Genomic DNA, 22492 nt, shown 5'->3' with positions numbered 1-22492 from the left:
AACTCATCCTTGGATGGGTGGGGCGCGGGCGGCAGCACTTTATGATCGACGCATACTTACAACAATCAGGTCATCGCCATGCGCCGCACACTTATTGCCTTACTTGCCGCTTGCAGCTTCAGCGCTGTCGCCGCCGACAACTGGAAGCCCTTCCCCTACGACCAAAGCGCCTATGACTATTCGGGCGACAAGCTGCGCCAAGCCTGGCCGCAACTGACGCGCGGCTTTGGTACTGACTACCCCTTCCCCGACGCCGACTGGGTGGTGACCATGGCCACAACCCACCCTCAGGCACTGGAAAAGACCGTGCTGGCCAATACCGGCTTTACCGGCAAACCGGAAGAAGCCGAGCTCTACGCTGCAAAACTGCAGGACGTCTGGCGCCTGGTGTTTCGCGGCGACTTTGCCGAGGCCAAGCAACAGGGTCTGGCCCTCGGGGTTGGCGGGCAGATCCCAGCAATGTTCGCGCAGGTAATCTACGCCATGTTTCTAGTGCCAGAGCAGGAAGAGAAGCACCGCCTGCTGGAAGAAGTAATCACCTACACCGACCAGGCCGGCGAGCTGGTCCAGGCCGACGTGGCCGCACAGTTCGGCCGCGTCTATGCCAAGGCACGCCTGGGCGAGGAACTGTCAGTGCCGGTGGTACTCAAGCGCGGCTACACCTCGCAGATCCCCAACGAACTCAAGGCCCTGCTGGCCAAGCATCCGCGGCAGCCGTTCGCCCTGGCCCTGTATGGCGGCTATGAGGCCGGGGTAATTCGCAAGGTAGGCAAGATGGTCGGACGCATGACCTATGGCGTCAGCGCCGACAATATGGAGAAGTACTTCAGCCGAAGTTTCCAGGCCCAGGACGATCTGCCCATCGGCCATTACGAGTACGCCAACGCCCTGACCTATGTGTACGGCGACGACGAACAAGCCAAGGCCCTACAGCACCTCAAGCGCGCCGTAGCAATCAAACCGATCAACGCCATGGAAGCATTGGAAGTAGCTCACGCGCAGAAAATGCTCGCCCAGTACGAGCAGAAGCTGGCGCAGAACTGAGTACGCCTGAAACGCAAAAAGGCTGCCTGCGGGCAGCCTTTTTATTGCAGCTGGCGTCTGCTAGCTGAATGCGTGATCGCGGATTTTCTGCAGCGCCAGCGACATCTTCGCCGCCGGTACCCGCTGCAGGTTGCACAGCAGCTCGTGGGTAATCTCGGCAATGCCGTGGCGCTCGCGCAGCAGCGCCGCCATAAAACAGGTCAGGTTGGCGGCCATTTCCGCATCGGCCAGCGCCCGGTGCGCCTTGCCGGTATCGGGCAGGCCAAGCCACTGGTTGAGATTGCCCAGCTTGTGGCTGGGTGCCATAGGCAACAGACGCCGCGACAACAGCAAGGAGCAGGCAAACGGCTGCACGCGCTGGCGACAAATCAGCGCCAGTTCGGCATCCCAGAACTTCTGGTCGAAACTGGCGTTATGCGCCAACAGCGGGCGCTCGCCGACAAACTCCGCCACCTCTTGCATCACCTGCGCAGCAGGCGGCGCGGTACGCAGCATGGCGTTACTGATACCAGTGAGCTGTTCGATAAACGGCGGCACCCAGGCGCCGCTATTCATCAGGCTCTGATAGCGCGCAACGATCTGCCCGCCCTCAACGATCACCACGCCGATCTCGGTGGCGCGCGCCTGCTGGGCCGGCGACATGCCGGTGGTTTCAAAGTCGAGTACGGCGATGGAATCGGCAAGCATTGATCAGTTTCTCAGCAGCAGGCTGCCTTCAATCGGCACGTAGCGGCTGGCCGCGCGCACCAGCGATTGCGCGGTCAGCCCTGGCACGCCATAGGTCACCGCCTCGACACCATAACTGCCGCGAATCTTGTCCAGCAGCAGGTCGAAGTCACCATCACCGGAGGCCAGCACCACCTCATCCACCCGTGGTGCAGCGTCCATGATGTCGATGGTGATACCGACATCCCAATCGCCCTTGGCCGAACCGTCGCTGCGCTGGATAAAGGGTTTGAGCTTTACGGTAAACCCGAGGTTGCGCAGGATCTGCTGAAACTGCTGCTGCTTCTGGTCACCGCGGTCGATGGCGTAGGCATAGGCTTCGACAATCTGTCCATGCTGGCTGATATCTGCCCACAGCGCGACATAGTTGAAATGACAACCATAGGCCTGACGCACGGTGTAATAGAGGTTCTGTACATCGGCGAATACGGCGATCTTCTTCACCGGTAATCCTCATCATGCGGCTGACGGGCAGAAAGCCCTCAGGTTAAAGTCAGTGCGCAGTATGCCAGCCCATAGCCAAGGACGGTCGAAATGCATCCAAACCCTGCCAATACGCGAGAAACCCCAGCACTGCTGATTGTCGATATGCAGCAAGGCATCCAGCGCGTAAGCACGCCGCGCAACAACCCTGGCGCCGAAGCCTGCATCGCTCAGCTACTGGAATACTGGCGCAGTGCGGACCTGCCACTGGTACATATCCGCCATATTTCACGCCAAGCCGACTCTGTGTTTGCCCCAGGGCAAAGTGGCGCGCTATTCCAACCGGCACTGGCGCCGCAGGCTACCGAACAGGTGTTCGAGAAGAACGTGACCGACGCTTTTATTCATAGTGGCCTTGAATGCTGTAATGGACTCTCCCCGCGCCACACTTCTATACCCAGAACCGCGGTGACTGAACAAAGGGAGAGGCGCGATGAAACGAATTGCGGTTGATCTGGCCAAGTCCGTTTACCAAGTTGCCGAGAGTGTCCGTTCCGGCCAGGTGGTGCAGCGCAAGCGGCTGAACCGAGAGGCGTTCAGGCGATATATACAGGAGCAAACTGAGCCGGTCGAGTGGGTGATGGAGGCTTGCGGCACGGCCCATTACTGGGGGCGCGTGGCACAGGCACTGGGCCATTCGATAAAGCTGATCCACCCGCGCTATGTACGCCCGTATCGACGCCGCAACAAAACCGACCGTAATGACTGTGATGCGATGCTGGAGGCCGCGCGCTGCAAGGATATCTATCCGGTGCCGGTGAAAACCCATGAGCAACAACAGGTGCAGCAACTGCACGGGCTGCGCGAAACCTGGAAGAAAAGCCGTACCCAGCGGATCAACCTGCTGCGCGGCATCCTGCGCGAAGCGGGTATCGAAGCCCCGGTCGCCACCGCCGCGTTTATCCGTGCGGCCCACGAGTTGGTTGAGCGCCCAGAAGTCGCCCCCTTGAGCCATCAACTGCATATCGTCCTGGCGGAAATCAACCTGCACGAACAGTGCGTGGCCGAGTGTGAGCAGCAACTCAAACGCTGGCACGCCGACGATGAAGTGGTGCGCAAACTCGATGAAGTCGGCGGTATTGGCCTGCTGACCGCCAGCGCCCTGAAAAACGCAGTCGGCAAGCCCGAGCGCTTTGCCAGTGGTCGTCAACTCAGCGCCTGGCTGGGCCTGACACCACGCGAATTCAGTAGCGGCGACCGGCGCAAGTTGGGTCACATCAGCCGACAGGGCAACGTCTATGTGCGCACCTTGTTAATCCACGGCTCGCGAGCGGCCTTGCTGGCAGCACAGCGCTGTCAGGCTCGCTCACCGGAAAAACTGACCCAATTGCAACGCTGGGCCGTCGAGACGGCAGCCCGTATCGGCCACAACAAAGCGGCTGTAGCCCTGGCCAACAAGTTGGTCAGGATTTGCTGGGCCGTGTGGTGCCATGAGCGGCGTTTCAGTGGTAACTGGCAAAGCCTAAAGCCCGCCTGACGGCGGGGTAATCAGAAGGGAGAGATGGTTTTCTTGTGGTTGTGGTGAGCAGCAGCACTGTCGGAACAGGCGAGTCCTGCAGCGGAATAAGGCCGATAACAATCATGATCCGCGTGATCGATTGAACGCTTGGCCCCCGCTGCGCGAACTACAGAGTGGCCAGGGCGGTGAGCCCAAAACAGGCCGGATATACGAATGCAACCGCGCTGACGACAGGTGCAAAAGCAAAGCTTTGCTCACTACTTGTGGGGAGAGTCCATATACGCTGGTTACATGCCCGCAACATTCGCCGTGTGGTGATCGTCGGGGTGGCCAGTGAAAACTCAGTTGAAGCCACCGCGCGCAGTGCCAGCAATCTGGGCTTTATCACCCAAGTGGTGGCAGATGCCTGCTACACCTTCGACAAGACTGACTACTACGGACAGCTACGCAGCGCCGATGAGGTGCACGCCATGGCCATGGCGAACTTGCGTGATGAGTATGCCGAGGTGCTAACCAGCACCGATCTGCTTGCCGCATTACTGGGTGCGGCAAGCAGGATCAGCTAGAGTGCGAGCCTGAATTCGAGCCCAACCTGCCCCTATGAATATGCTCTCCGCTTTACGCGACTCCTGGTATTTCTTCAGTCATAACCTGGCGGCGATTGCCCGCCTGTGCCTACCGTTGATCGTACTCGAAGGTTTGTTGCTGCAGCAGGTCACCAGCCTGGTGGCCGCCGAATCCGCCACCCTTTGGCGCCTGCTCGCCGGTTTGCTGTTCTACCCGTTATATAGCGCAGCGCTGATCCTGTTTCTCGATGCACGCAGCCAGAGCCTGCAGCCGCGAGCCCTCGACCTGCTGGCTGCCAGCCTGCGCCTGTGGCCAAGCTTTGCGCTGCTGGCGGGCCTCAATACGTTGGCGATTCTGCTCGGCGCTTCGCTGTTCGTGCTGCCGGGAATCTGGCTGATGGTCAAACTGGCGTTTGCCGAATACCTGTTGGTATTGCGCGGTCTGAGCCCGATGAAGGCGCTGCACGATAGCTTCCAACTGAGTAACGGTTACTTCTGGCCCATGCTCGGCTGCATCCTGATTGTCATGCTGCCGCTGTGGTTGCTGGATGGCTGGAGTCAGTCCAACGCAACCCTCGCCGACAACGCCCTGGCCAGCCTGCTGCTGGACTGCGCAAGTCGCTTTTTACAACTATTCTCAAGCGTAGTGCTGTTTCGTCTATTTATGCTGCGCAGCGCCCAGCCCGAAGTCGAGTGAACGCCAGCGACACCCAAGGAAGACAGAGCCATGGCTGACGCCAACCCGAGCATCCTTTCGCATATCTCCATCGGCACCAATCAGTTCGATAAGGCCACCGCCTTCTACGATCAGGTTCTCGCCACCCTCGGCTGCAAGCGCGTACTCGCCCACCCTGGTGCCGTCGCCTATGGCCGCGAATACCCGCAGTTCTGGGTGCAGACGCCGATAAACGGCAAACCAGCAAGCATCGGCAATGGCAGCCACTTTGGCTTTGTCGCGGCGAACAAGGCTGCCGTGCATGACTTCTACCAGGCCGCCCTAGAAGCTGGCGCCAGCGATGAAGGCGCCCCCGGCCCACGCGCTGAATACGGTGAGCCCTATTACGGCTGCTTTGTCCGCGATCTGGATGGGCACAAGGTCGAGGCGGCATTCTGGGATCTGGAAATGATCTACGAGGTGTATATCGAGCCCCACGAGCATTGATGGCTGAGGCCGGTAAAGCTCAAGGCGCGATGGACTGATAACGCTGCGCCGCCGTGGTGATCCAGCCCTCGGCCTGCATCTGCGCCAAGGCCTCGGTCACCTGTCGATACTCCGCCTGCAAGGCGCGCTGGCGAGAGAAACCGATATACAAATCCGTGCGGGCCTCGGGTTGAAACACCGCCTTGACGATACGGCCATTCCAGCGCGCATCGCGCAACTCATAGTCGACCTGGCAATCGGTGCCGATCACCACTTGCAGACGCCCGCGCACCAGCATTTCCAGCAGCTGGTTTTCTGTGTTGACCGCGGTTTTACGCAGCTGCTGATCCGAATCAAAGGGCTCGAAGTACGCAGACTCCAGCACATGACCAATCGTCAGACTGGCCAACTGGCTATAGCTCTGCAGCGCCTTGGCCTGCGCCGGCGCTGCATAAAAGCGCGGCGCACAGGCGTAATACGGCTGCGGCAGGTAATGGATATAGCCTTCCCGCTCAGGGGTTTTCGCCAGCCCGGTCATCAAGTCGGCCTTGCCGTTCTGCAGCGCCGCCAGACCGCGCGCCCAAGGTGCGCGCTGCACCTCAAAGCGCAGCCCGGTGCGCTGGCTGAGCTGATCAAGCAAGTCGATATCCAACCTGCTCAGCGCCCCGTCGCCCTCCTGCATACGAAAAGGCGGCCAGATATCGGTCATCACCAACAGCGCAGGCGGCTCTTCGGCCTGCAGCGGCGCGCCGAGCAACAGCAGCAGAGCAAGCCATGCGCGACGCATCAGGAACGTCCTGCACGCTGCGGTTTCAAGCCGGACAGACGCGGCAACAGCACCCGTTCGAACAGCCGTGGGAAGAATCGCGCCAGCACCCGCGCGCGCCAGTCGACATTCGACAGCACCAGCAGCCGACGACGCTTCAAGGCACCGTGGTAGATCGCCTCGGCAACATCCTGCGGCGAGGCCACTTTGCCCATCGCCAGTGGTGGTTGCGCCGCCACCGAACCATCGCCAACCAGGGCATTCTTGCGCAGATCGGTGGCGGTAAAACCGGGACACACCAGCATCACATTGACCCCGGAGCCTTTCAGCTCATAACGCAGGGTTTCAAACAACCCATGCAGGGCATGCTTGCTGGAGTTGTAAGCGCTGCGGTAAAGCAGCGGGGCGAAGCCTGACAGCGAGCTGAGCACGATGATCTGCCCACTGCGGGTAATCAGGCTGGGCAGTGCGGCCTTGGTGCAGTGCAGCGCGCCAAAATAGTTGACCGCCATGATCCGCTGGAACACTGCCAGCTCAGTGTCGGCAAAGCTGCTGCGGTGGGTAATGCCGGCGTTGTTGACCAACACATCAATGCCACCGAAACGCTCGACGGTCAGCGCCATCGCCCGCTCCACCGCTGTGGCATCGGCCACATCGCAGAGCACGCCGAGGGCCTCGGCGTTGTGGTGATCGGCCAGGTGCTGCACCAGGCTGTCGAGCGCCTGCTGCTGCAGATCGAAGATCACCAGGCGCGCGCCCGCCTGTGCCAAACGCATGGCCAACGCCCGGCCGATTCCGGCGCAGCCGCCCGTAATCACCACAACCTTGCGGTCGAACACCTTGTTGGCGAACACCTTGCGATACATAACCTGTCTCCGACCCTGTTACTGCTAAAGCCGTTACTACAACCTGTTATGGCTACCATCGCAACAGGGCGGCGTCTGCGTGTGTTTGCAGCCACAGAAGTAAAGGGTGGCGTCTTCGTCCGCGTGGTATTTCAGTGGGGTAAAACCGCTGCCTTTATGCTTGCCGTCGCAGAAAGGCTGCGCAGCGCTCAGTCCGCAGCGGCACCAGAAGTAGTCGTTGCCGGCAGTGACCGCAACCGCATAGGGGCTACGCTGGGCAATCGTTGGGCTATTCATATGACCTCCTGGAGCACCCGAGCAAGGCGCCGCAACATCGGCATCGCCACGCTTCTCCGGTATGCTCCCTCAGCATAGTCCACCCGCTGGCGAGCCTGTTTATGCCCCTGCCCCGACTTCTACGCCTCTCCCTGCTCATCCTCGCCAGTCTGCTCTGCGTGCTGGCCGCGCTGATCTACAGCCTGACCTGGCACCCAGCCGCCCGCGAAGCCGCCCCGGTGAGCTGCCAGACCAATGCGCCGCAACTGCAACCGGGTCAGGCACTGAAAGTGATGACCTGGAACATCCAATACCTGGCCGGCAAGCGCTATGTGTTCTGGTACGACCTGGCAGATGGCAGCGGCCCCGATCAACGCCCCAGCGCAGAAGACCTGGCGTTTACCCTGGATGAAGTGGCGCGCATTCTGCGTGACGAGCAACCCGATATCGTGCTGCTGCAGGAGCTGCACAACGGCGCCAAGGCCACGGACTACCAGAACCAGCTGGCGCTGCTGCACGAGCGTCTGAGCGACCTCTACCCGTGCAGCAGTCAGGCCTATTACTGGAAGGCCGCATTGGTGCCGCACCCACAGATTCTCGGCAGCGTCGGCATGCAACTGGGCACCCTCAGCCGTTTTCAGATATCCCGCGCCGAACGCCTGCAACTGCCGCTGATGCCCGCCGACCCGATCAGCCGCCAGTTCAACCTCAAGCGTGCCCTGCTGGTCAGCCATCTGCCGGTACGTGGTGGCGGCGAGCTGGTTGCCATCAACACCCACCTGGATGCCTTCGCCCAAGGCAATGACACCATGCAACGCCAGGTGGCCATGACCAGCAGCCTGCTCGATCAGCTCCAGGCCGACGGCACGCCCTGGGTTATTGGCGGTGATTTCAATCTGCTACCGCCCGGCCAGTACCAGCGCCTGCCTGCAAGCCAGCGCAGCTGGTACAGCCCCAACAGCGAGTTGCAGCAACTGGCCGAACGCTACCCCATGGTGCCCAGTCTGGAGCAGGCCAACGGTGCCGAACAGGCGCGCTGGTATACCCATTACCCCAACGATCCAGCAGTGCGTGGCCCGGATCGCACCCTCGACTACCTGTTCCACAGCCCACAGCTGACGCTACTCGACAGCCAGGTACGCCAGCACGATAGCCTGGGCATTTCCGACCACCTGCCGGTGCTCGCCCGTCTGCTGCTGCCGACGCCCGATTGAGCTTTTTCGGCGAGCCACTGGACAAAACTGCCGGCAGTTAGCCATGCTCGCCCAATGTGACATTTTTATAACGAAAAGACGGCAGATAGCCGCAGTACATACCCATTTGATGCCACGATTCCTTCTCCTCGCGCTGGCTGCAGCCCTGTACTGCAGCACCAGCCTCGCCGCTCCCGCCGATGATCAGCGACCATTGGTGCAGGTGGGTTATTACGAATTCCCACCCTATTCCTACACCGACAGCCAAGGCCGCTCGAAGGGCGCCATACTGCAACTGAGCAAGCGCCTGCTGGATCATGCGGGCTACCGCGCCCAGCTGCGCTCCTACCCTAGCGCGCGACTGTACAACGCCCTGCAGGATGGCAGCGTGCAGGTCTGGCCAGGCGCGCCGGGCAAAATCGAACTGCGCGAGCACACCCTGGAAACCAATACCCTGCTGGGCGAGATCGTGCTCAACCTGTATTTCCGCCGCGACACCCTGATGCCTCGCCTGCCGGATGATCTCAAGGGCCGTGGGGTAATCATGATCAGCGGCTACACCTACTGGCAGCCGATCAATGAAATGCTCAACGACCCGCAACTGGCTGTAGAGCAACACCGTACCGGCACCCATACCGCTGCCCTGGAAATGCTCCAGCGTCGCCGCGGCGATTTTCTCCTCGACTACCAGACCCCGGTGGAGCAGGCGCGCAGACGCCTGGGCATGTACGAACTGCCGTATGTGGAGCTGCAGCGCATCCCACTTAAGCTGATCGTGTCCAGTAAAGCACCCGGCGCCGAAGCACTGCGCGATGCACTGGATCGTGCCTATGCCGAGCTGCAGGCTGCTGGCGAAGACCTGCGCCTGCCTTAAGAACCTGCTTTCAATCTGCTGCGCGTCGGCCCCGCTACGTTAAAAACAGGCTCGGAATGCTCATGTACAGCTCGTACACTCCGCTTCCTCGCCTGTTTTTGCCTTGCAGGACTCTAGCTCGCAAGATCGTAAGTAGGTTCTCAGCCTACTTGCGCGGCTTGGCCCGCGCGGTGGGTTCGGCGATCAGCGGATCATCCGGCCAGTAGTGCTTGGGGTACCTGCCCTTGAGGTCCTTCTTCACTTCGGCATAGGTGCTGCGCCAGAAATTGGCCAAATCCTGCGTCACCTGCACCGGGCGCCGAGCGGGTGACAGCAGGTGCAGCTTGACCACCTGACGACCGCCGGCAATGCGCGGCGTATCGGCTAGACCGAACAGCTCCTGCAAACGCACCGCCAACACCGGCGGCTGTTCGCTGTAATCCAGGCTGATGCGTGAACCCGATGGCACCTGCACGCTGCGCGGCGCCAGCTCATCCAGGCGCTGCGGCAGCGGCCAGGGCAACAGGTTCAGCAGCAGGCTGGGCAAATCAAGATTGGCGAAGTGACTGAGCCGGGTGACGCTATCCAGATAGGGCTGCAGCCAGCTTTCCAGAGTCGCCAGCAAGGCGGCATCGCTGACATCCGGCCATTCGCTGGCATCCTTGCTGGCTAGATCCAGCGTGCGCAGCAACGCCACCCGCGCCTGCCACTGGCGCAGCTCCGGGGTCCAGGGCAGCAGTGCCAAGCCTTTGCGCCGCACCAGACCGAGCATGGCGCGGCTGCGTTGCTGTGCATCGAGCCCGGTCAACGCCTCGCGTGACAGCACCAGCTCACCGACTTTGCGCTGACGTTCGGCGCGCAGGGCGCCTTCGCGCTCATCCCAGTCCAGTACCTCCAGCGTGCTGACCTGCTCGGCCAACACACCCTCGAACAGCTGCGGTTCCAGTTCGGCGGCAAGGTAGATGCGCTCTTCGCGCTGGCCCTGGCGACTGCCCAGGTCTGCCACCACCAGCCAGCGGTGTTTCATCAGGCCATCGACCTCCGCAAACAGCGCCGCCCGTCCGTTGGCCAGACGGTATTCCGCGCCACCGTCACGCCGCTGCTGGGCGATGCGATCCGGGTAAGCGAAAGCCAATAATGCGCCCAGCCAACGCGGATGCTCGGGATCACTGACTGCCTGCGGGCTGGGCCGGCGCTTGAGATAACCCTGAAACTGCCGGGCCAGTTGCCGGGCACGCTGCACGCCACCTCGGGCGGCGTTCCCCTGGGAGGCTCGCGCCTCACCCGCCAGCAAAGCCAGGCGGCTATGCAGGTCGGCCCCCGCGCCACGCAGAATGTCGCGTTCGCCGAGCAAGGCTGCCAGATCGCAAGCGAGTGCACCCAAGCCCAGCTCCTGACCCCGCAGCAGCAGGTGGGCGATACGCGGATGAGTCGGCAGTTCGGCCATGGCCTGACCATGAGCGGTCAGTTTGCCCTGCGCATCCACCGCGCCCAATCGCACCAACAGTTCCAAAGCCTGGGCATAGGCGGCTGCAGGTGGTGGATCGAGCCAGACCAGCTCGGCCGGCAGCACACCCCAGCGCACCAGTTGCAAGGCCAGGCCGGCGAGGTCGGCCTGGAGCATTTCCGCCGTGCCGTAGGCCGCCAATTGCTCATGCTGCGCCTGCGACCACAGGCGATAACAGACGCCCGGCTGCAAGCGCCCGGCCCGCCCGCCGCGCTGGGTAGACGAGGCGCGGGAGATACGCTGGGTATCCAGACGGGTCATGCCGCTGTTCGGGTCAAAACGCGGCACTCGCGCCAGACCGGCATCGATCACCACCCGCACGCCATCGATGGTCAGGCTGGTTTCGGCGATATTGGTCGCCAGCACCACCTTGCGCAGGCCCGCTGGAGCGGGTTCGATGGCGGCGCGCTGGGCGCTGAGGTCCAGTTCGCCATGCAGCGGGCAGAGCAGAATGTCGCGACGCCCGGCCAGGGATTCAGCCAGCTGTTCATTGACCCGGCGAATCTCCGCCTGCCCCGGCAGGAACACCAGCAGGCTGCCCGGCTCATCGGCCAGCGCCTGTAACACACACTGCAGCACCTTGGGTTCAAGCCACTCGCCCGCCTGCCAGGGCGCACCCCAGCGGATATCCACCGGGAACATCCGCCCTTCGCTGCGCAGAACCGGCGCATTTCCGAGCAACCCCGCCAGGCGCTCGCCTTCCAGGGTCGCCGACATCAGCAACACCTTCAGCGGCTGTTCGCCGGAGTCGGCGCTGCGAAACATCGTCCGGCCATTGAGAGTCAACGCCAGCGCCAGGTCAGCGTCCAAACTCCGTTCGTGGAACTCATCGAAGATCACCAGGCCGACACCTTCCAATGCCGGATCATCCTGCAGCCGCCGCGCCAGAATGCCTTCGGTGACCACTTCGATACGGGTACGCGGGCCGACCTTGCTATCCAGGCGGATGCGATAACCGACGGTTTCCCCCACCGCCTCACCCAGCTCGCTGGCCAGGCGCTCCGCCGCCGCCCGCGCCGCCAGCCGCCGCGGCTCAAGCATGATGATGGTCTGCCCGGCCAGCCAGGGCTGGGTCAGCAGCGCCAGCGGCACACGGGTGGTCTTGCCGGCACCGGGCGGCGCTTCCAGCACCGCTTCGTCACGCAGGGCAAGGGCCTGACACAGCTCAGGCAGCAGCACATCGATTGGCAGGGAATTCATGCGGGCTCCATTCAAGGCGCAGGATTATAACGGCGAACCGCTGGGCCATTGGCGCTGTCTGACCTGTCAGATATGGCTACGCGAAATAGCACTGGCAGCGCCTGAACAGCGGTATTGCAATACAGGCATTGGTATAGTTGCGCCACTTTTCCATGGAGATGTTCAATGCGCACCCAAACCCGCGTTATCGGTGGCCTTCTCGTCGCCACCCTACTCACCCAACTGAGCGCATGCGGCACCCTCTTCTTTCCGGATCGCCGCGGCCAGATCGAAGGCCGTATCGACCCAGTGGTCGCCGGGCTCAACGCCATCGGTATTCTGTTTTATGTCATCCCCGGGCTGATCACCTTTGGTATCGACTTCGCCAGTGGTGCGATCTATCTGCCCGGCGGCCTGACCTCACAGATGGATCCGCAAGACCTGCAGAATGTGGTGGATGCCGACGGTAAGGTCGACCCGCTCAAGCTCAAGGCGCTGATCGAAGTACAGACGGGCCATAGCCTGCCTCTGGATGACCCGCGCCTGATCCAGCACAGCGGCAGCGCCGAGCAACTCGCGGCCTACGGCCTGCGTCCGGCGGCCTGACCCGCAACGAAGAAGCCCGCTACCCCAGCGGGCTTTTTCATATTTCGCGCTAGCCTTGGCAATATCGACGTTCTTATTCGGATACCCCGTGAAAACACTGCCCCACCACGCCCGCCTGATGCGCCTGGCGACCTTCGCCGCGTTGTCGGCTGCGCTCATTCTGGCATTGGCTAAAGCGATTGCCTGGTGGCTCAGCGGCTCGGTCAGCCGATGAGGATCACCGCTACGGCCATGGTAAGGCCGAGGCCCTGGCCGGCCTTGGCCAGGCGCTGTTTATCGGCGCCAGCGCCGTGCTGGTGGGCAGCCACGCGATTGATCGCCTGCTCAATCCGCAACCGCTTGGCGCACCGGCCCTGGGCATCGCGGTGATGCTGCTGTCGCTGGCGGTGACCATTGCCCTGCTGCTGTTCCAGAGCCATGTGGTCAAGCTGACCGGCTCCACCGCAATTCGCGCCGACTCGCTGCACTATCGCTCGGACCTGCTGCTCAACAGCAGCATCCTCCTGGCGTTGCTGCTGGCCAGTTACGGCTGGCCGCAACTGGATGCCATCTTCGGTATCGGCATTGCGCTGTATATCTTTTGGAGCGCCATCAGCATTGTCCGCGAAGCAGCAACCGTGCTGATGGATCAGGAGCTCGACCCGCAGATCAGCGCGCAGATGCACAGTCTGGCCTGCGCAGTGCCCGGCGTACTGGGCGTGCATGACTTGCGCACGCGCCTCTCTGGCACCCACTGGTTCGTCCAGCTGCATGTGGAGTTGCCAAGTGAGCTGAGCCTGTTGCATGCGCACGGCCTGTGCGAGCAGGTTGAAGCGGCGATCCGCAGCGAGTTCCCCCGTGCCGAAGTACTGGTGCATGCCGACCCGAGCAGCGTGGTAAAGCACGCGCGCTAGCGGGTAAGGAGCATCGCGACGAAACCCAACGAGGCATGCCATGAGCGGCCGGGCTTCGCTACGCTCTACGCCAACCTACGAGTTGGCGCCTGATACGAGCCAATGGAACACGGACACAAAAAAGGGGAAGGCCTGCAGGCCTTCCCCTTTTTGTGCCCGTCATTATGGCGATGGTAACGCCTTTTCTTCGCCTGCCTGGTTGGGCAGTGCGGACCCGGGAGCCGTGACGATCCGGTGGGATCGGCGGCGACCGCTCACCTGATTGGGCGAGGCGGCTGGACGTGTCGTCCGGGCCTTGAAGTTGAGGTAAAGCTTACGCCCGCCGAGGCAGTGAAAGATTGCGAATATTGCTAATATATCTATCACTTGCGCAATTAATCACCACAAGCGCATCATCATGCACAACTTAATAACGAAAGCACGGTAAATATGAACAGACTTGATCGTTATGACCTGAATATCCTCGCCGAATTGCAGCGCGACGCCACCCTATCCAACCAGGAGCTGGCCGAACGCATCGGCCTGTCGCCTTCGCCCTGCTCGCGGCGGGTCAAACAACTGGAAGATGATGGCTATATCCTTGGCCAGGTCGCCCTGCTCGACCGCAAGCAGCTCGGCCTGACGCTGACCGCCTACGTGCTGATCGGCATGGACAAGCACACCCCTGAGCGTTTCGAGCATTTTCAGGAAGAAATCCGCAAATGCCCGCAAGTGCTCGAATGCTGCCTGGTCACCGGGATGGACGCGGACTACCAGCTCAAGGTGGTGGTACCGGACATGGATCACTACCAGAAACTGCTGCTGGGCACCTTGACCCGTATCGAGGGCGTTTCCAGCGTGCGCTCCAGCTTCGTACTGCAGCAGATTCTCTCCAGCACCCAGCTGCCGTTGCAGCATCTGCGCGGCTGATCGCCGCACCCTCGCCATGCGCGGCTGGCAGGGCCGCCCACGGCGCGTATAATCGCGCCCCTCTGGCGAGCGTCACCGCCCCCGCCTACGCATCGATTTCGGCAACCAGCCGAGCACCTGCAGGTTCACGAGGCCCGAATGGAAACCGAACAGTTCGAATCGCTGATGATGTACGCGCTGGTCGGCGGGCTGATGGTGTTTATGTTCTTTATCATCTGGGACCTGGCAAAAACCTCCAAAGCCGGCCGCCTGGGTACGGCGATCCTGTTCCTCGGTCTGGGCCTGTGCTTGTTCGCCTTCCTGGCCAAGCCGATCATCACCTACATCATCGAAGTAAGTCGCGGCATCCACGGCTGATAAAGCTGCCCGCGCCGACTACTGCACGCCCAGCCGCATCCAACCGCGCTAGAATGCAGCTTTCCGCCGTTCCCCAGGAGTATTCATGTCCCCCTCCGACCGGGTGATGCAGAGCTATGGCCGCTGCTGCGCCAGCCCTGATTTCTTCGACAATTTCTACCAGCACTTCCTTGCCAGCTCACCCGAGGTGCGCGAGAAGTTCGCCAATACCGAGATGAACGGGCAAAAGCTGCTGCTGCGTCAGGGCATTCTCAACCTGGTGATGCATGCGCGCGGCATGCCTGACACCAAGCTACGCGCCCTGGGCTGCAGCCACTCCCGCGCCGCCATGGACATTCGCCCTGAGCTGTATGTGCTGTGGCAGCAAGCACTGCTGCAGACCATCGGCGAGCATGACCAGCAGTACTGCAACGAAACCCGCAACGCCTGGAATGAGGTGCTGGATAAAGGCATCGCAGTTATCAAAGCCGGCTACTGATCAACCCAGCCGGGCCGGCACTTCGCGCCACTGCCCCGGCTGCAAATCATCCAGACTGAACGGGCCGATACGCACGCGCACCAGGCGCAGCGTCGGCAGGCCCACCGCGGCCGTCATACGCCGCACCTGACGGTTGCGCCCCTCACGAATCACCAGCTCCAGCCAGGCCGTCGGGATGCTTTTGCGAAAGCGTACCGGCGGATTGCGCGCCCACAACTGCGGCTCATCCAGTAAGCGCGCTTCGGCCGGCAAGGTCGGGCCGTCATTCAATTGCACGCCCTCACGCAGCTGCTGCAATTGCACCTCGTTCGGTTCGCCCTCCACCTGCACCCAATAGGTTTTCGCCAATTTGTGCTTGGGGTCGGCGATACGCGCCTGCAGGCCGCCGTCATTGGTCAGCAGCAGCAGGCCTTCGCTGTCACGGTCCAGCCGGCCAGCCGGATAGACGCCAGGCACATCGACAAAATCCTTGAGGGTGGCGCGGCCCTGCTCGTCATTGAACTGGGTGAGTACGTCGAAGGGCTTGCTCAGCACCAGCAACCGTGGCTCGGCGGGTGGCGCCTTGGCCACACGGCGCACGGCAGGATTGCCGCTGTGCGGACGTGAGGATGCAGGGCGAGGTGGACGCGACATAGGTGATCCAGCAACAGGTTACGAGGCGGCCAGTGTAACCGAGGCCAAGGTTGGACTATCAGGCTCAGTGATCGGCGCAGCCTGCAACGTTGTAGCGGGCTATGCTGGCAAGGTTGTGTTTCCCGCCCCGAGGCCATTGTTATGAGTTCGTCCGAATCCATCGTCGACACCTTTACCGGCTGGGCTGCCAAAGCCCCCGGCGCCCCCCTCGAACCGCATAGTTATGACCCCGGCCCGCTGGGCGCCGAAGAGGTGGAAGTGGCGGTGGAATACTGCGGCATCTGCCACTCCGACCAATCGATGATTGACAACGAATGGGGCAATGCGCGCTACCCCTTTATCCCCGGTCATGAAGTGGTCGGCACCGTAGTGCGCCTCGGCCCGCAGGCCCGTGGCCTCAGGCTCGGCCAGCGGGTAGGCATCGGCTGGTACAAGGGCAGTTGCATGCATTGCAGCTCGTGCATGGAAGGCTCGCACCAGCTGTGCGGCACAGTAAAACCGACGATTGTTGGCAGCAACGGCGGTTTCGCCGACCGCCTGCGCAGCCACTGGGCCTGGGCCGTACCGCTGCCGGAAGGTCTCGACCCAGCCTTGGTCGGCCCGCTGTTCTGCGCCGGTTCCACAGTGTTCAGCCCGCTGCTGGATTTCGACGTAAAACCCACCGATAAAGTCGGCGTGGTCGGCATCGGTGGTCTCGGTCACCTCGCCTTAGGCTTTCTCAATGCCTGGGGCTGCGAAGTTACCGCTTTCACCTCATCGCTGAGCAAGCAGGACGAAGCCAAACGCCTGGGCGCACACAAGGTGGTGGCATCGACCGACAGCGATGCGATGAAAGCCATTGCCGCCAGCCTGGACTTCCTGCAGGTCACCGCCAGCGCGGACCTGGACTGGAACGCCATGCTCGGCACGCTGAAGGGCAAAGGCCGGCTGCACTTTGTCGGCATCGTGCCCAGCGCGATCCCGGTGCATGTGTTCAACCTGATTCCGAAGCAGAAGAGCATGTCCGGCTCCCCGGTCGGCTCACCCGCCAACATGGTGAAAATGCTCGAGTTCTGCGCCCGCCATCAGATCCTGCCGCAGGTCGAGCACTTTCCCATGAGCAAGGTCAACGAGGCCATCGATCATCTGCGTGCCGGTAAAGCGCGCTACCGAGTGGTGCTGGACGCCAGTTGCTGATGGTGGTTGTGCCCGCAGTGCGGGCACAACACTAGACGGTCAAAAGTTCTTATCGCGATAGGTTTCTTCGCCACCCAACAAGGTCCAAAGCACCTTGGCCTGACCGACTTGCTTAATTGGCAAGTCGAAGATGTTCTGGTCGAGCACCACGAGATCGGCTTGCTTACCCACTTCCAGCGAGCCGGTGTCCTTTTCTTGGCGCAGGGTATAGGCCGCATCCAGGGTGTAGGCCTTCACCGCCGCCTCCAGGCTAGGAAGACTGCGCCCACCTAAGCTCAGGGCGTTCTGCATGATGCCTAATGGCGAAACCGGATTTACGTCCCAGTCAGAGCTGAGGGTTACCCGGGCACCGCTGTCATAAAGTTCACGCATGGGCAGCATCGCGTAGGCGCGATCGCCAATCATCGGCTCGTTGCTCTTAAGAAACGATGGCTGGAAATATGGGCTGGGCTGGAAGTCTGCGATGACGCCCTGTTGCTTGAAGCGCGGAATATCCTGCTTAGCCACGAGTTCGACGTGAGTAATCCGATGACGGCCCTGGCCCCCAGTGGCGTCAATGGCGTCCAACGCATCGCTGACAGCCTGGTCGCCGATGGCATGGACATGCATATCGAAACCGGCGTTGGCCAGTTCGCGGCTGTAGCGTTCGAGGCGTCCCGGGCTGAATAGTACAGGCCTTTTGGCTCAACCCCCGGAAGACTCTGGTTATAGGCCTGCTGCAGGCGTGCGGTAGTGTTGTGAATAATGCCATCGACATAAAACTTGATCTGCGTGACACGTAGCAGGCTGTCGGCGGAACCTGGGTCATACAGGCTTTTCAGTTCTGCCAACTGCTCCTCGTCATCCAGTGTCGGGTAAGCCCACAAACCCAGCGTGGTGCGCGCGGTCAACTCGTCTTTCTCCGCCGCACGCCGCCAGGCTTCCATATGACCGCGCCGCCAGAACACACGTGCATCGGCTACCGACGTGATGCCGTTCTTGGCCAGCTCATCCTGCCCGGCGAGCACTGCCTGATAGTAAATATCCGCCAATGCCTTGGACGGCGGCAGAGCCTTGTCCAGCGCCAGGTCGCCAGCGTTGTCCAGCAACAGGCCGGTGGCATGCCCAGCCTCATCACGCAGGATCACACCACCCTCCGGATTCTCGGTCTCGTCATCAATACCGGCCATTTCGAGGGCCTTGGAGTTGAGCCAGAAGGAGTGCGAGGTTTCTTCCATGATCGCCACAGGCCGATCTGTAATGATGCTGTCCAACAGTTCACGCGGGGTTTGCTCTTCCTCCAACAAACTGTGCACAGAAAAGCCCCAGCCCAACAACCACTCACCATCATCCTTCTCGTTGCATGCCTGGAGGTCTTCAAGCCATTGCGCGGCATCATCCTGCGGAGAAACCTGGCAATCGCCCTGAGCTTCAGAGGAGGCATCCAGTACATGGGCATGGGTGTCCTGGAATCCGGGCAGCACCAGGCGCCCTTCGAGATCGACAACTTCGGTTTGATCATCGACATACTCGGCGATGTCATCGTCATCGCCGATAGCAACAATGCTGCCCTCGTCGTCGATCACCAGGGCGCTGGCCCAGGGTTGTGCCTCATTGACGGTGTAGATCTTGCCGTTATGCAGCAATGTGGCACCGGGCTCGGCAGCAACGGCGAGACTGCTGCCTAACAATAAAAGAGCAAAAGTGAATGACGTTACACGCATGCAAAGTACCTTGTTAAAGATGCTGGTTCAGCGGCGTTTATGTTCAGTAAAGAACAGATAAGGAGCGCTCACTCAGCGAAATACAACAACGCGGATAACTGAGCGTGGCGGCGTCGGCTATCAGCCGCTAGCACCAACTGCAGGATAGCCTCCGAGATGCTCAGTGCCATAACCCCTGGAATAAAAGCAGCCATGTCGCGGCGAAAACTCGTCGGCACTGACGGCAAGCAGCACCTGCACACCACCACGACACAGCCAAATAGGGGCTACGCAAAACCCCTTATGGAGAAAACACTCAGACCACCGGCATGTTCTTGGTCACGCAGTGGATACCACCGCCGCCACCGGCAATCGGGTCGATATTCACCTGCACCACCACGCGCCCCGGATACAGCTTGGTCAGCAGGTCCTTGGCGAACTTGTCGGCGGCACTGTCGCCAAACTGCGGCACGATCACCGCGCCATTGATCGGCAGGTAGTTGATATACCCGGGGGCAAAGTCCGGGTTGTTCTGGGTGTAAACGTTGCTGCGTTTCTTCAGGGGTGGCGGCAGGGTGTGCACCACCAGCTTTGTGCCGTCGGCATCGGTGGCGTTCTTGAGGATATCAAGATGGGTGCGGGTGACCGAGTAGTCGTAAGACTTGGGGTCGTTATCGAGGTTGGCGACCACCACGCCTTTAGAGGCAAAGCGTGCATAGAAATCGACGTGGGCATCGGTAATGTCCTTTCCCTTGATCCCCGGCAACCAGATGATCTTGCGTAGACCGAGATTGGCCTTCAACTCAGCCTCAATTTGGTTGCGCGTCCAACCCGGGTTGCGATTGTTGTTGACCCAGCAGCTCTCGGTGATGATCGCCGTGCCATGGCCATCTACCTCGATCCCCCCGCCCTCACCGATCAGCATGCTGGCGATATAGCTGGCATAGGTTTCGTAACTCAGTTCATCGGCCACCTGGGTGTCGTTGCCCGCGCGCTGCTTGCCGCCCCAGCCGTTAAAGTTGAAATCGACCAGGCCGCGCCCGCCCTGATCATCGACCACGAAACAACCGCCGTAGTCGCGCCCCCAGATGTCGTCCAGCCGCATGGTGAGGTACTTAATGTTAGTAGTGGTGCCGCACTTGCTCTTGGCCAGTGACAGTTGGTTGGCGCGGCACAACACGGTCACCGGCTGATACTTGGCAATCGTCCTGGCCAACAGCGCGATGCAGTTGTTGACCGGTGTCGCCCAGTCTTCCCAGATTGCAGTCGAAGCGGCGAACGCCAGAAAGACCCGTTCCTGAAGCTCGTTCTCATCGGGCATATACCAGCTGTTGCCCAGTGCGGCACGCACCTGCGGCGCACTCAAGCCGATGCCCATGGTGGCGACAGCACCCAGGCCTGCGGCGGCCGTCAGTTGTTTGATGAAGTCACGACGTGTAGACATGGTTCTGCACCCTCTCTTTTTTATGATGGATACCCGCCGGTCAACGCCCTTCGCAGCGTCCGGCCACAGCCTCCCTGGCGTGCTGCTCCTGGCCGCCGCAGGCGGTTGCAACGCGTTGCTCTTACTCTGCGGTCGGGCCTTTGTTTGTCCTCGCCTGCTGCCCCGTCTTTTCGCCAGCCAGCCCCCTCCTGACCGCGCAGGGAGCGCGGCAGTTGGCAAGTGCTGGGGCTGACGAGTGCTGTTGGAAACAATCGGGCGAGAGGCCTAGAGATCGGTCTTGAAGGTGCTCCAGGTGCGCATACGTGCGCGCATGTCGCGCTGCGGGATGTCCTTGCCGGAAATCAGCCGTGCGTAGGTGGCTTCATCGGCATAGATATCCGGGTTGTTGCGCATGTCTTCCGCGACCATTGGCCGGGCCTTGGCGCTGGAGGTGGGGTAACCGGTGGCATTGCTGATCGCCGCCATGTTTTCCGGGCGCATGATGAAATTGATCAGCGCGTAGGCATATTCCGGGTGCGGGGCATCGACCGGGATGGCCATGGTGTCCATCCAGATGGTGCTGCCCTGAATCGGGATACGGTAGCCGAAGGTCCTGTCCGCCTTCGCTTCATCAGATGCGCGCTGGGCCTGGGTCATGTCGCCACTATAGCCGAGCGACAGACAGACCTCGCCATTGACCAGCTGCGTGACCGGCTGCGACTGAAACTTGCGCACATAGGGCTTGATGCTTTTCAGCAGCGCCAGCGCCTCAGCCAGATCCTCCGCCTTACCACTGCGCGGTTTATGCCCGAGGTAATTGAGCACCACGGCGAGTACTTCATCCGGTGAGTCGATCATCGAGATTCCGCAGTCGGCAAACTTGGCGGCCAGCTCCGGCTTGAACAGCAAGTCCAGGCTATTGACCGGTGCGCCGGGCATGCGCTGCTCGATCATCTGCGTGTTGTAAGTCAGGCCGATCGAACCCCAGGTGTAGGGCACCGTGGCGTGTCGCGAATAGGGGTATTGGGTCTGCAGGTTGCGCAGGCCCGGCTCGATGTCGTCCAGGTGCTTCAGCTTTTGCGGGTCGAGCTTCTGCAGCGCACCGGCGCGCATCAGCCGCTCGGCCACGGTGTCGCCAGGGAAGATCAGGTCATAGCCGCTGCGCCCGGCCATCATTTTGGCCTCCAGGGTTTCGCTGCTGTCCATCACGTCGTAGACCACGCGAATGCCGGTCTCCTTGGTGAAGTTGGCCAGGGTGTCCTCGGCGAAATAGTCGGCCCAGTTGTACAGGCGCAGGGTCTTGTCCTCGCTCTGGCCCCAGGCCTGGGCACAGCCCAGGGCGAAGCTCAGCGAGCCGATCAGTAAGGCTTTACCAGGTTTCATCGTCAGACTCCTTGGTGATTCCAGCGCACGTGGGTTTGTCGACCGTCCAGGCCCAGCAGTGGGCCGTACATTTCCGGGCGGCGGTCGCGGTAGATGCCCCACGTCTGGCGCTCTTCGCCCATGGCAGCGAGGTCCAGCTCACGTACCAGCACGCCGCTAGTGTCGCGGTCGGCCTCGGCGAGCAGCTTGCCCTTGTGGTCGGTGATAAAGGACGAGCCGTAGAAGCTCATCGAAAGCGCCGGATCGCCGGTCGCCACCTCGTGGCCGACGCGGTTGGCGGCGATCACCGGCATGATGTTGGCGGCGGCATGGCCGCGCTGGGTCAGTTGCCAGTGGTCACGCGAGTCCAGCGTTTGCGCCCCCGGTTCGGAGCCGATGGCGGTGGGAAACAGCAACACTTCGGCACCTTGCAGGGCCAGGCAGCGCGCGGTCTCGGGGAACCACTGGTCCCAGCAGATGGCCACGCCGATGCGACCGAAGGCGGTGCCCCAGACGCGGAAGCCGCTGTCACCGGGGCTGAAGTATTCCTTCTCCTGATAGCCGATGGCGTTGGGGATATGGATCTTGCGATAGACCCCGAGCAGACGGCCATCGGCATCGGCCACGCTCAGCGAGTTGAAGTAGGCGTTGCCGGCCTTCTCGAACCAGGACAGCGGCAGCACCACGCCGAGCTCCTTGGCCAGGGCGGCGAAGCGCTTGAGCACGTGGCTCTGGCCGTATTCCTCGGCCAGCGCCAGGTGTTTATGGTCCTGCTCGATGCAGAAATACGGGGTGGCGAACAGCTCCTGCAAGAGGATCAGTTGCGCGCCCTTGGCAGCGGCCTCGCGCACCAGGCGCTCGGCCTGGTCGAGGTTGTGCTCAAGGTTCCAGCTGCAGGCGAACTGGGTGGTGGCGACGGTCAGCTTACTCATGAC

The 22492-nt window shown here is 61.6% G+C and carries 22 protein-coding genes and 4 pseudogenes; 14 read left to right on the top strand and 12 right to left on the bottom strand.

Annotated elements, in window-relative coordinates:
• Positions 1–78 precede the first annotated feature (78 nt).
• Positions 79–1044 (top strand): hypothetical protein, encoded by a 966-nt coding sequence (locus BLW24_RS13585; RefSeq protein WP_090382012.1) that lies wholly within the window; start codon positions 79–81, stop codon positions 1042–1044.
• Positions 1045–1104: 60 nt separating this feature from the next.
• On the opposite strand, the gene BLW24_RS13580 is transcribed toward BLW24_RS13585, so the two are convergent.
• Positions 1105–1731 (bottom strand): 3'-5' exonuclease, encoded by a 627-nt coding sequence (locus BLW24_RS13580; protein ID WP_090382009.1) that lies wholly within the window; start codon positions 1729–1731, stop codon positions 1105–1107.
• Positions 1732–1734: 3 nt separating this feature from the next.
• Positions 1735–2214, bottom strand: a complete 480-nt coding sequence (locus tag BLW24_RS13575) for an NYN domain-containing protein (protein WP_090382004.1) — start codon at positions 2212–2214, stop codon at positions 1735–1737.
• A 90-nt stretch (positions 2215–2304) separates the two neighbouring features.
• Here BLW24_RS13575 and BLW24_RS13570 point away from each other — a divergent pair.
• The 5 genes and pseudogenes from BLW24_RS13570 to BLW24_RS13550 all read left to right on the top strand — a co-directional run.
• Positions 2305–2613: pseudogene (locus BLW24_RS13570) on the top strand (isochorismatase family protein); the annotation flags it as partial.
• Positions 2614–2686: 73 nt separating this feature from the next.
• Complete coding sequence (locus tag BLW24_RS13565) at positions 2687–3730, top strand: IS110 family RNA-guided transposase (protein ID WP_090381993.1); 1044 nt, start codon at positions 2687–2689, stop codon at positions 3728–3730.
• A gap of 263 nt (positions 3731–3993) precedes the next feature.
• A pseudogene (locus BLW24_RS13560) lies at positions 3994–4278 on the top strand (isochorismatase family protein); the annotation flags it as partial.
• A gap of 34 nt (positions 4279–4312) precedes the next feature.
• Positions 4313–4975 (top strand): YciC family protein, encoded by a 663-nt coding sequence (locus tag BLW24_RS13555; RefSeq protein WP_090381979.1) that lies wholly within the window; start codon positions 4313–4315, stop codon positions 4973–4975.
• A gap of 30 nt (positions 4976–5005) precedes the next feature.
• A complete protein-coding gene (locus tag BLW24_RS13550; RefSeq protein ID WP_090381977.1) occupies positions 5006–5440 on the top strand; it encodes a VOC family protein in 435 nt (144 codons plus the stop codon).
• Positions 5441–5459: 19 nt separating this feature from the next.
• Here the strand turns inward: BLW24_RS13550 and BLW24_RS13545 are convergent, their stop codons facing one another.
• The 3 genes from BLW24_RS13545 to BLW24_RS13535 are packed head-to-tail and all read right to left on the bottom strand — an operon-like array spanning position 5460 to position 7327.
• The gene (locus BLW24_RS13545) at positions 5460–6206 is read right to left on the bottom strand and encodes a substrate-binding periplasmic protein (protein WP_090381974.1); all 747 of its coding nucleotides are present in this window, start codon (positions 6204–6206) and stop codon (positions 5460–5462) included.
• Positions 6206–7051: an SDR family oxidoreductase gene (locus tag BLW24_RS13540; RefSeq protein ID WP_090381971.1), complete on the bottom strand. Its 846-nt coding sequence runs from the start codon at positions 7049–7051 to the stop codon at positions 6206–6208. The genes BLW24_RS13545 and BLW24_RS13540 overlap by 1 nt, the downstream gene beginning before the upstream one ends.
• Before the next feature lie 36 nt (positions 7052–7087).
• Positions 7088–7327, bottom strand: a complete 240-nt coding sequence (locus BLW24_RS13535) for a CDGSH iron-sulfur domain-containing protein (protein WP_090381968.1) — start codon at positions 7325–7327, stop codon at positions 7088–7090.
• 101 nt (positions 7328–7428) lie between these two features.
• Between BLW24_RS13535 and BLW24_RS13530 the strand changes: the two genes are divergently transcribed.
• The gene (locus BLW24_RS13530; protein WP_090381964.1) at positions 7429–8520 is read left to right on the top strand and encodes an endonuclease/exonuclease/phosphatase family protein; all 1092 of its coding nucleotides are present in this window, start codon (positions 7429–7431) and stop codon (positions 8518–8520) included.
• Positions 8521–8629: 109 nt separating this feature from the next.
• Positions 8630–9373, top strand: a complete 744-nt coding sequence (locus BLW24_RS13525; protein WP_090381961.1) for a substrate-binding periplasmic protein — start codon at positions 8630–8632, stop codon at positions 9371–9373.
• 145 nt (positions 9374–9518) lie between these two features.
• Here BLW24_RS13525 and hrpB read toward each other — a convergent pair whose 3' ends face one another.
• Entirely contained in the window at positions 9519–12059 is a 2541-nt protein-coding gene (gene hrpB, locus BLW24_RS13520) for an ATP-dependent helicase HrpB (protein ID WP_090381958.1), read from the bottom strand.
• Positions 12060–12224: 165 nt separating this feature from the next.
• On the opposite strand from hrpB, the gene BLW24_RS13515 reads away from it, so the two are divergent.
• From BLW24_RS13515 to BLW24_RS13495, 5 genes and pseudogenes are all read left to right on the top strand, one after another.
• On the top strand, positions 12225–12644 hold the full coding sequence (locus BLW24_RS13515; protein ID WP_090381955.1) for a polyribonucleotide nucleotidyltransferase: 420 nt from the start codon (positions 12225–12227) through the stop codon (positions 12642–12644).
• Positions 12645–12762: 118 nt separating this feature from the next.
• Positions 12763–13537, top strand: a pseudogene (locus BLW24_RS13510) (cation diffusion facilitator family transporter).
• 429 nt (positions 13538–13966) lie between these two features.
• Entirely contained in the window at positions 13967–14446 is a 480-nt protein-coding gene (locus tag BLW24_RS13505; RefSeq protein WP_090381951.1) for an Lrp/AsnC family transcriptional regulator, read from the top strand.
• 138 nt (positions 14447–14584) lie between these two features.
• A complete protein-coding gene (locus BLW24_RS13500) occupies positions 14585–14803 on the top strand; it encodes a DUF2788 domain-containing protein (protein WP_090381947.1) in 219 nt (72 codons plus the stop codon).
• A gap of 85 nt (positions 14804–14888) precedes the next feature.
• Positions 14889–15281: a globin gene (locus BLW24_RS13495; protein WP_090381945.1), complete on the top strand. Its 393-nt coding sequence runs from the start codon at positions 14889–14891 to the stop codon at positions 15279–15281.
• Here BLW24_RS13495 and BLW24_RS13490 read toward each other — a convergent pair whose 3' ends face one another.
• Complete coding sequence (locus BLW24_RS13490) at positions 15282–15851, bottom strand: pseudouridine synthase (RefSeq protein WP_167360447.1); 570 nt, start codon at positions 15849–15851, stop codon at positions 15282–15284.
• Positions 15852–16055: 204 nt separating this feature from the next.
• On the opposite strand from BLW24_RS13490, the gene ahr reads away from it, so the two are divergent.
• Positions 16056–17090: an NADPH-dependent aldehyde reductase Ahr gene (ahr, locus tag BLW24_RS13485; protein WP_090381939.1), complete on the top strand. Its 1035-nt coding sequence runs from the start codon at positions 16056–16058 to the stop codon at positions 17088–17090.
• Positions 17091–17129: 39 nt separating this feature from the next.
• Here the strand turns inward: ahr and BLW24_RS26850 are convergent, their stop codons facing one another.
• From BLW24_RS26850 to aguB, 5 genes and pseudogenes are all read right to left on the bottom strand, one after another.
• The gene (locus BLW24_RS26850) at positions 17130–17699 is read right to left on the bottom strand and encodes an amidohydrolase family protein (protein ID WP_276326440.1); all 570 of its coding nucleotides are present in this window, start codon (positions 17697–17699) and stop codon (positions 17130–17132) included.
• Positions 17700–17791: 92 nt separating this feature from the next.
• Positions 17792–18793: pseudogene (locus BLW24_RS26845) on the bottom strand (amidohydrolase); the annotation flags it as partial.
• A gap of 295 nt (positions 18794–19088) precedes the next feature.
• The gene (locus tag BLW24_RS13470; RefSeq protein ID WP_090381931.1) at positions 19089–20216 is read right to left on the bottom strand and encodes an agmatine deiminase family protein; all 1128 of its coding nucleotides are present in this window, start codon (positions 20214–20216) and stop codon (positions 19089–19091) included.
• 264 nt (positions 20217–20480) lie between these two features.
• Entirely contained in the window at positions 20481–21578 is a 1098-nt protein-coding gene (locus BLW24_RS13465) for an extracellular solute-binding protein (protein ID WP_090381928.1), read from the bottom strand.
• 2 nt (positions 21579–21580) lie between these two features.
• Entirely contained in the window at positions 21581–22489 is a 909-nt protein-coding gene (aguB, locus tag BLW24_RS13460; protein ID WP_090381925.1) for an N-carbamoylputrescine amidase, read from the bottom strand.
• Between the last annotated feature and the right edge of the window lie 3 nt (positions 22490–22492).

The sequence above is a fragment of the Pseudomonas anguilliseptica genome (assembly GCF_900105355.1).
Taxonomy (GTDB): domain Bacteria; phylum Pseudomonadota; class Gammaproteobacteria; order Pseudomonadales; family Pseudomonadaceae; genus Aquipseudomonas; species Aquipseudomonas anguilliseptica.
This window is presented reverse-complemented; position numbering and strand designations above follow the sequence as displayed.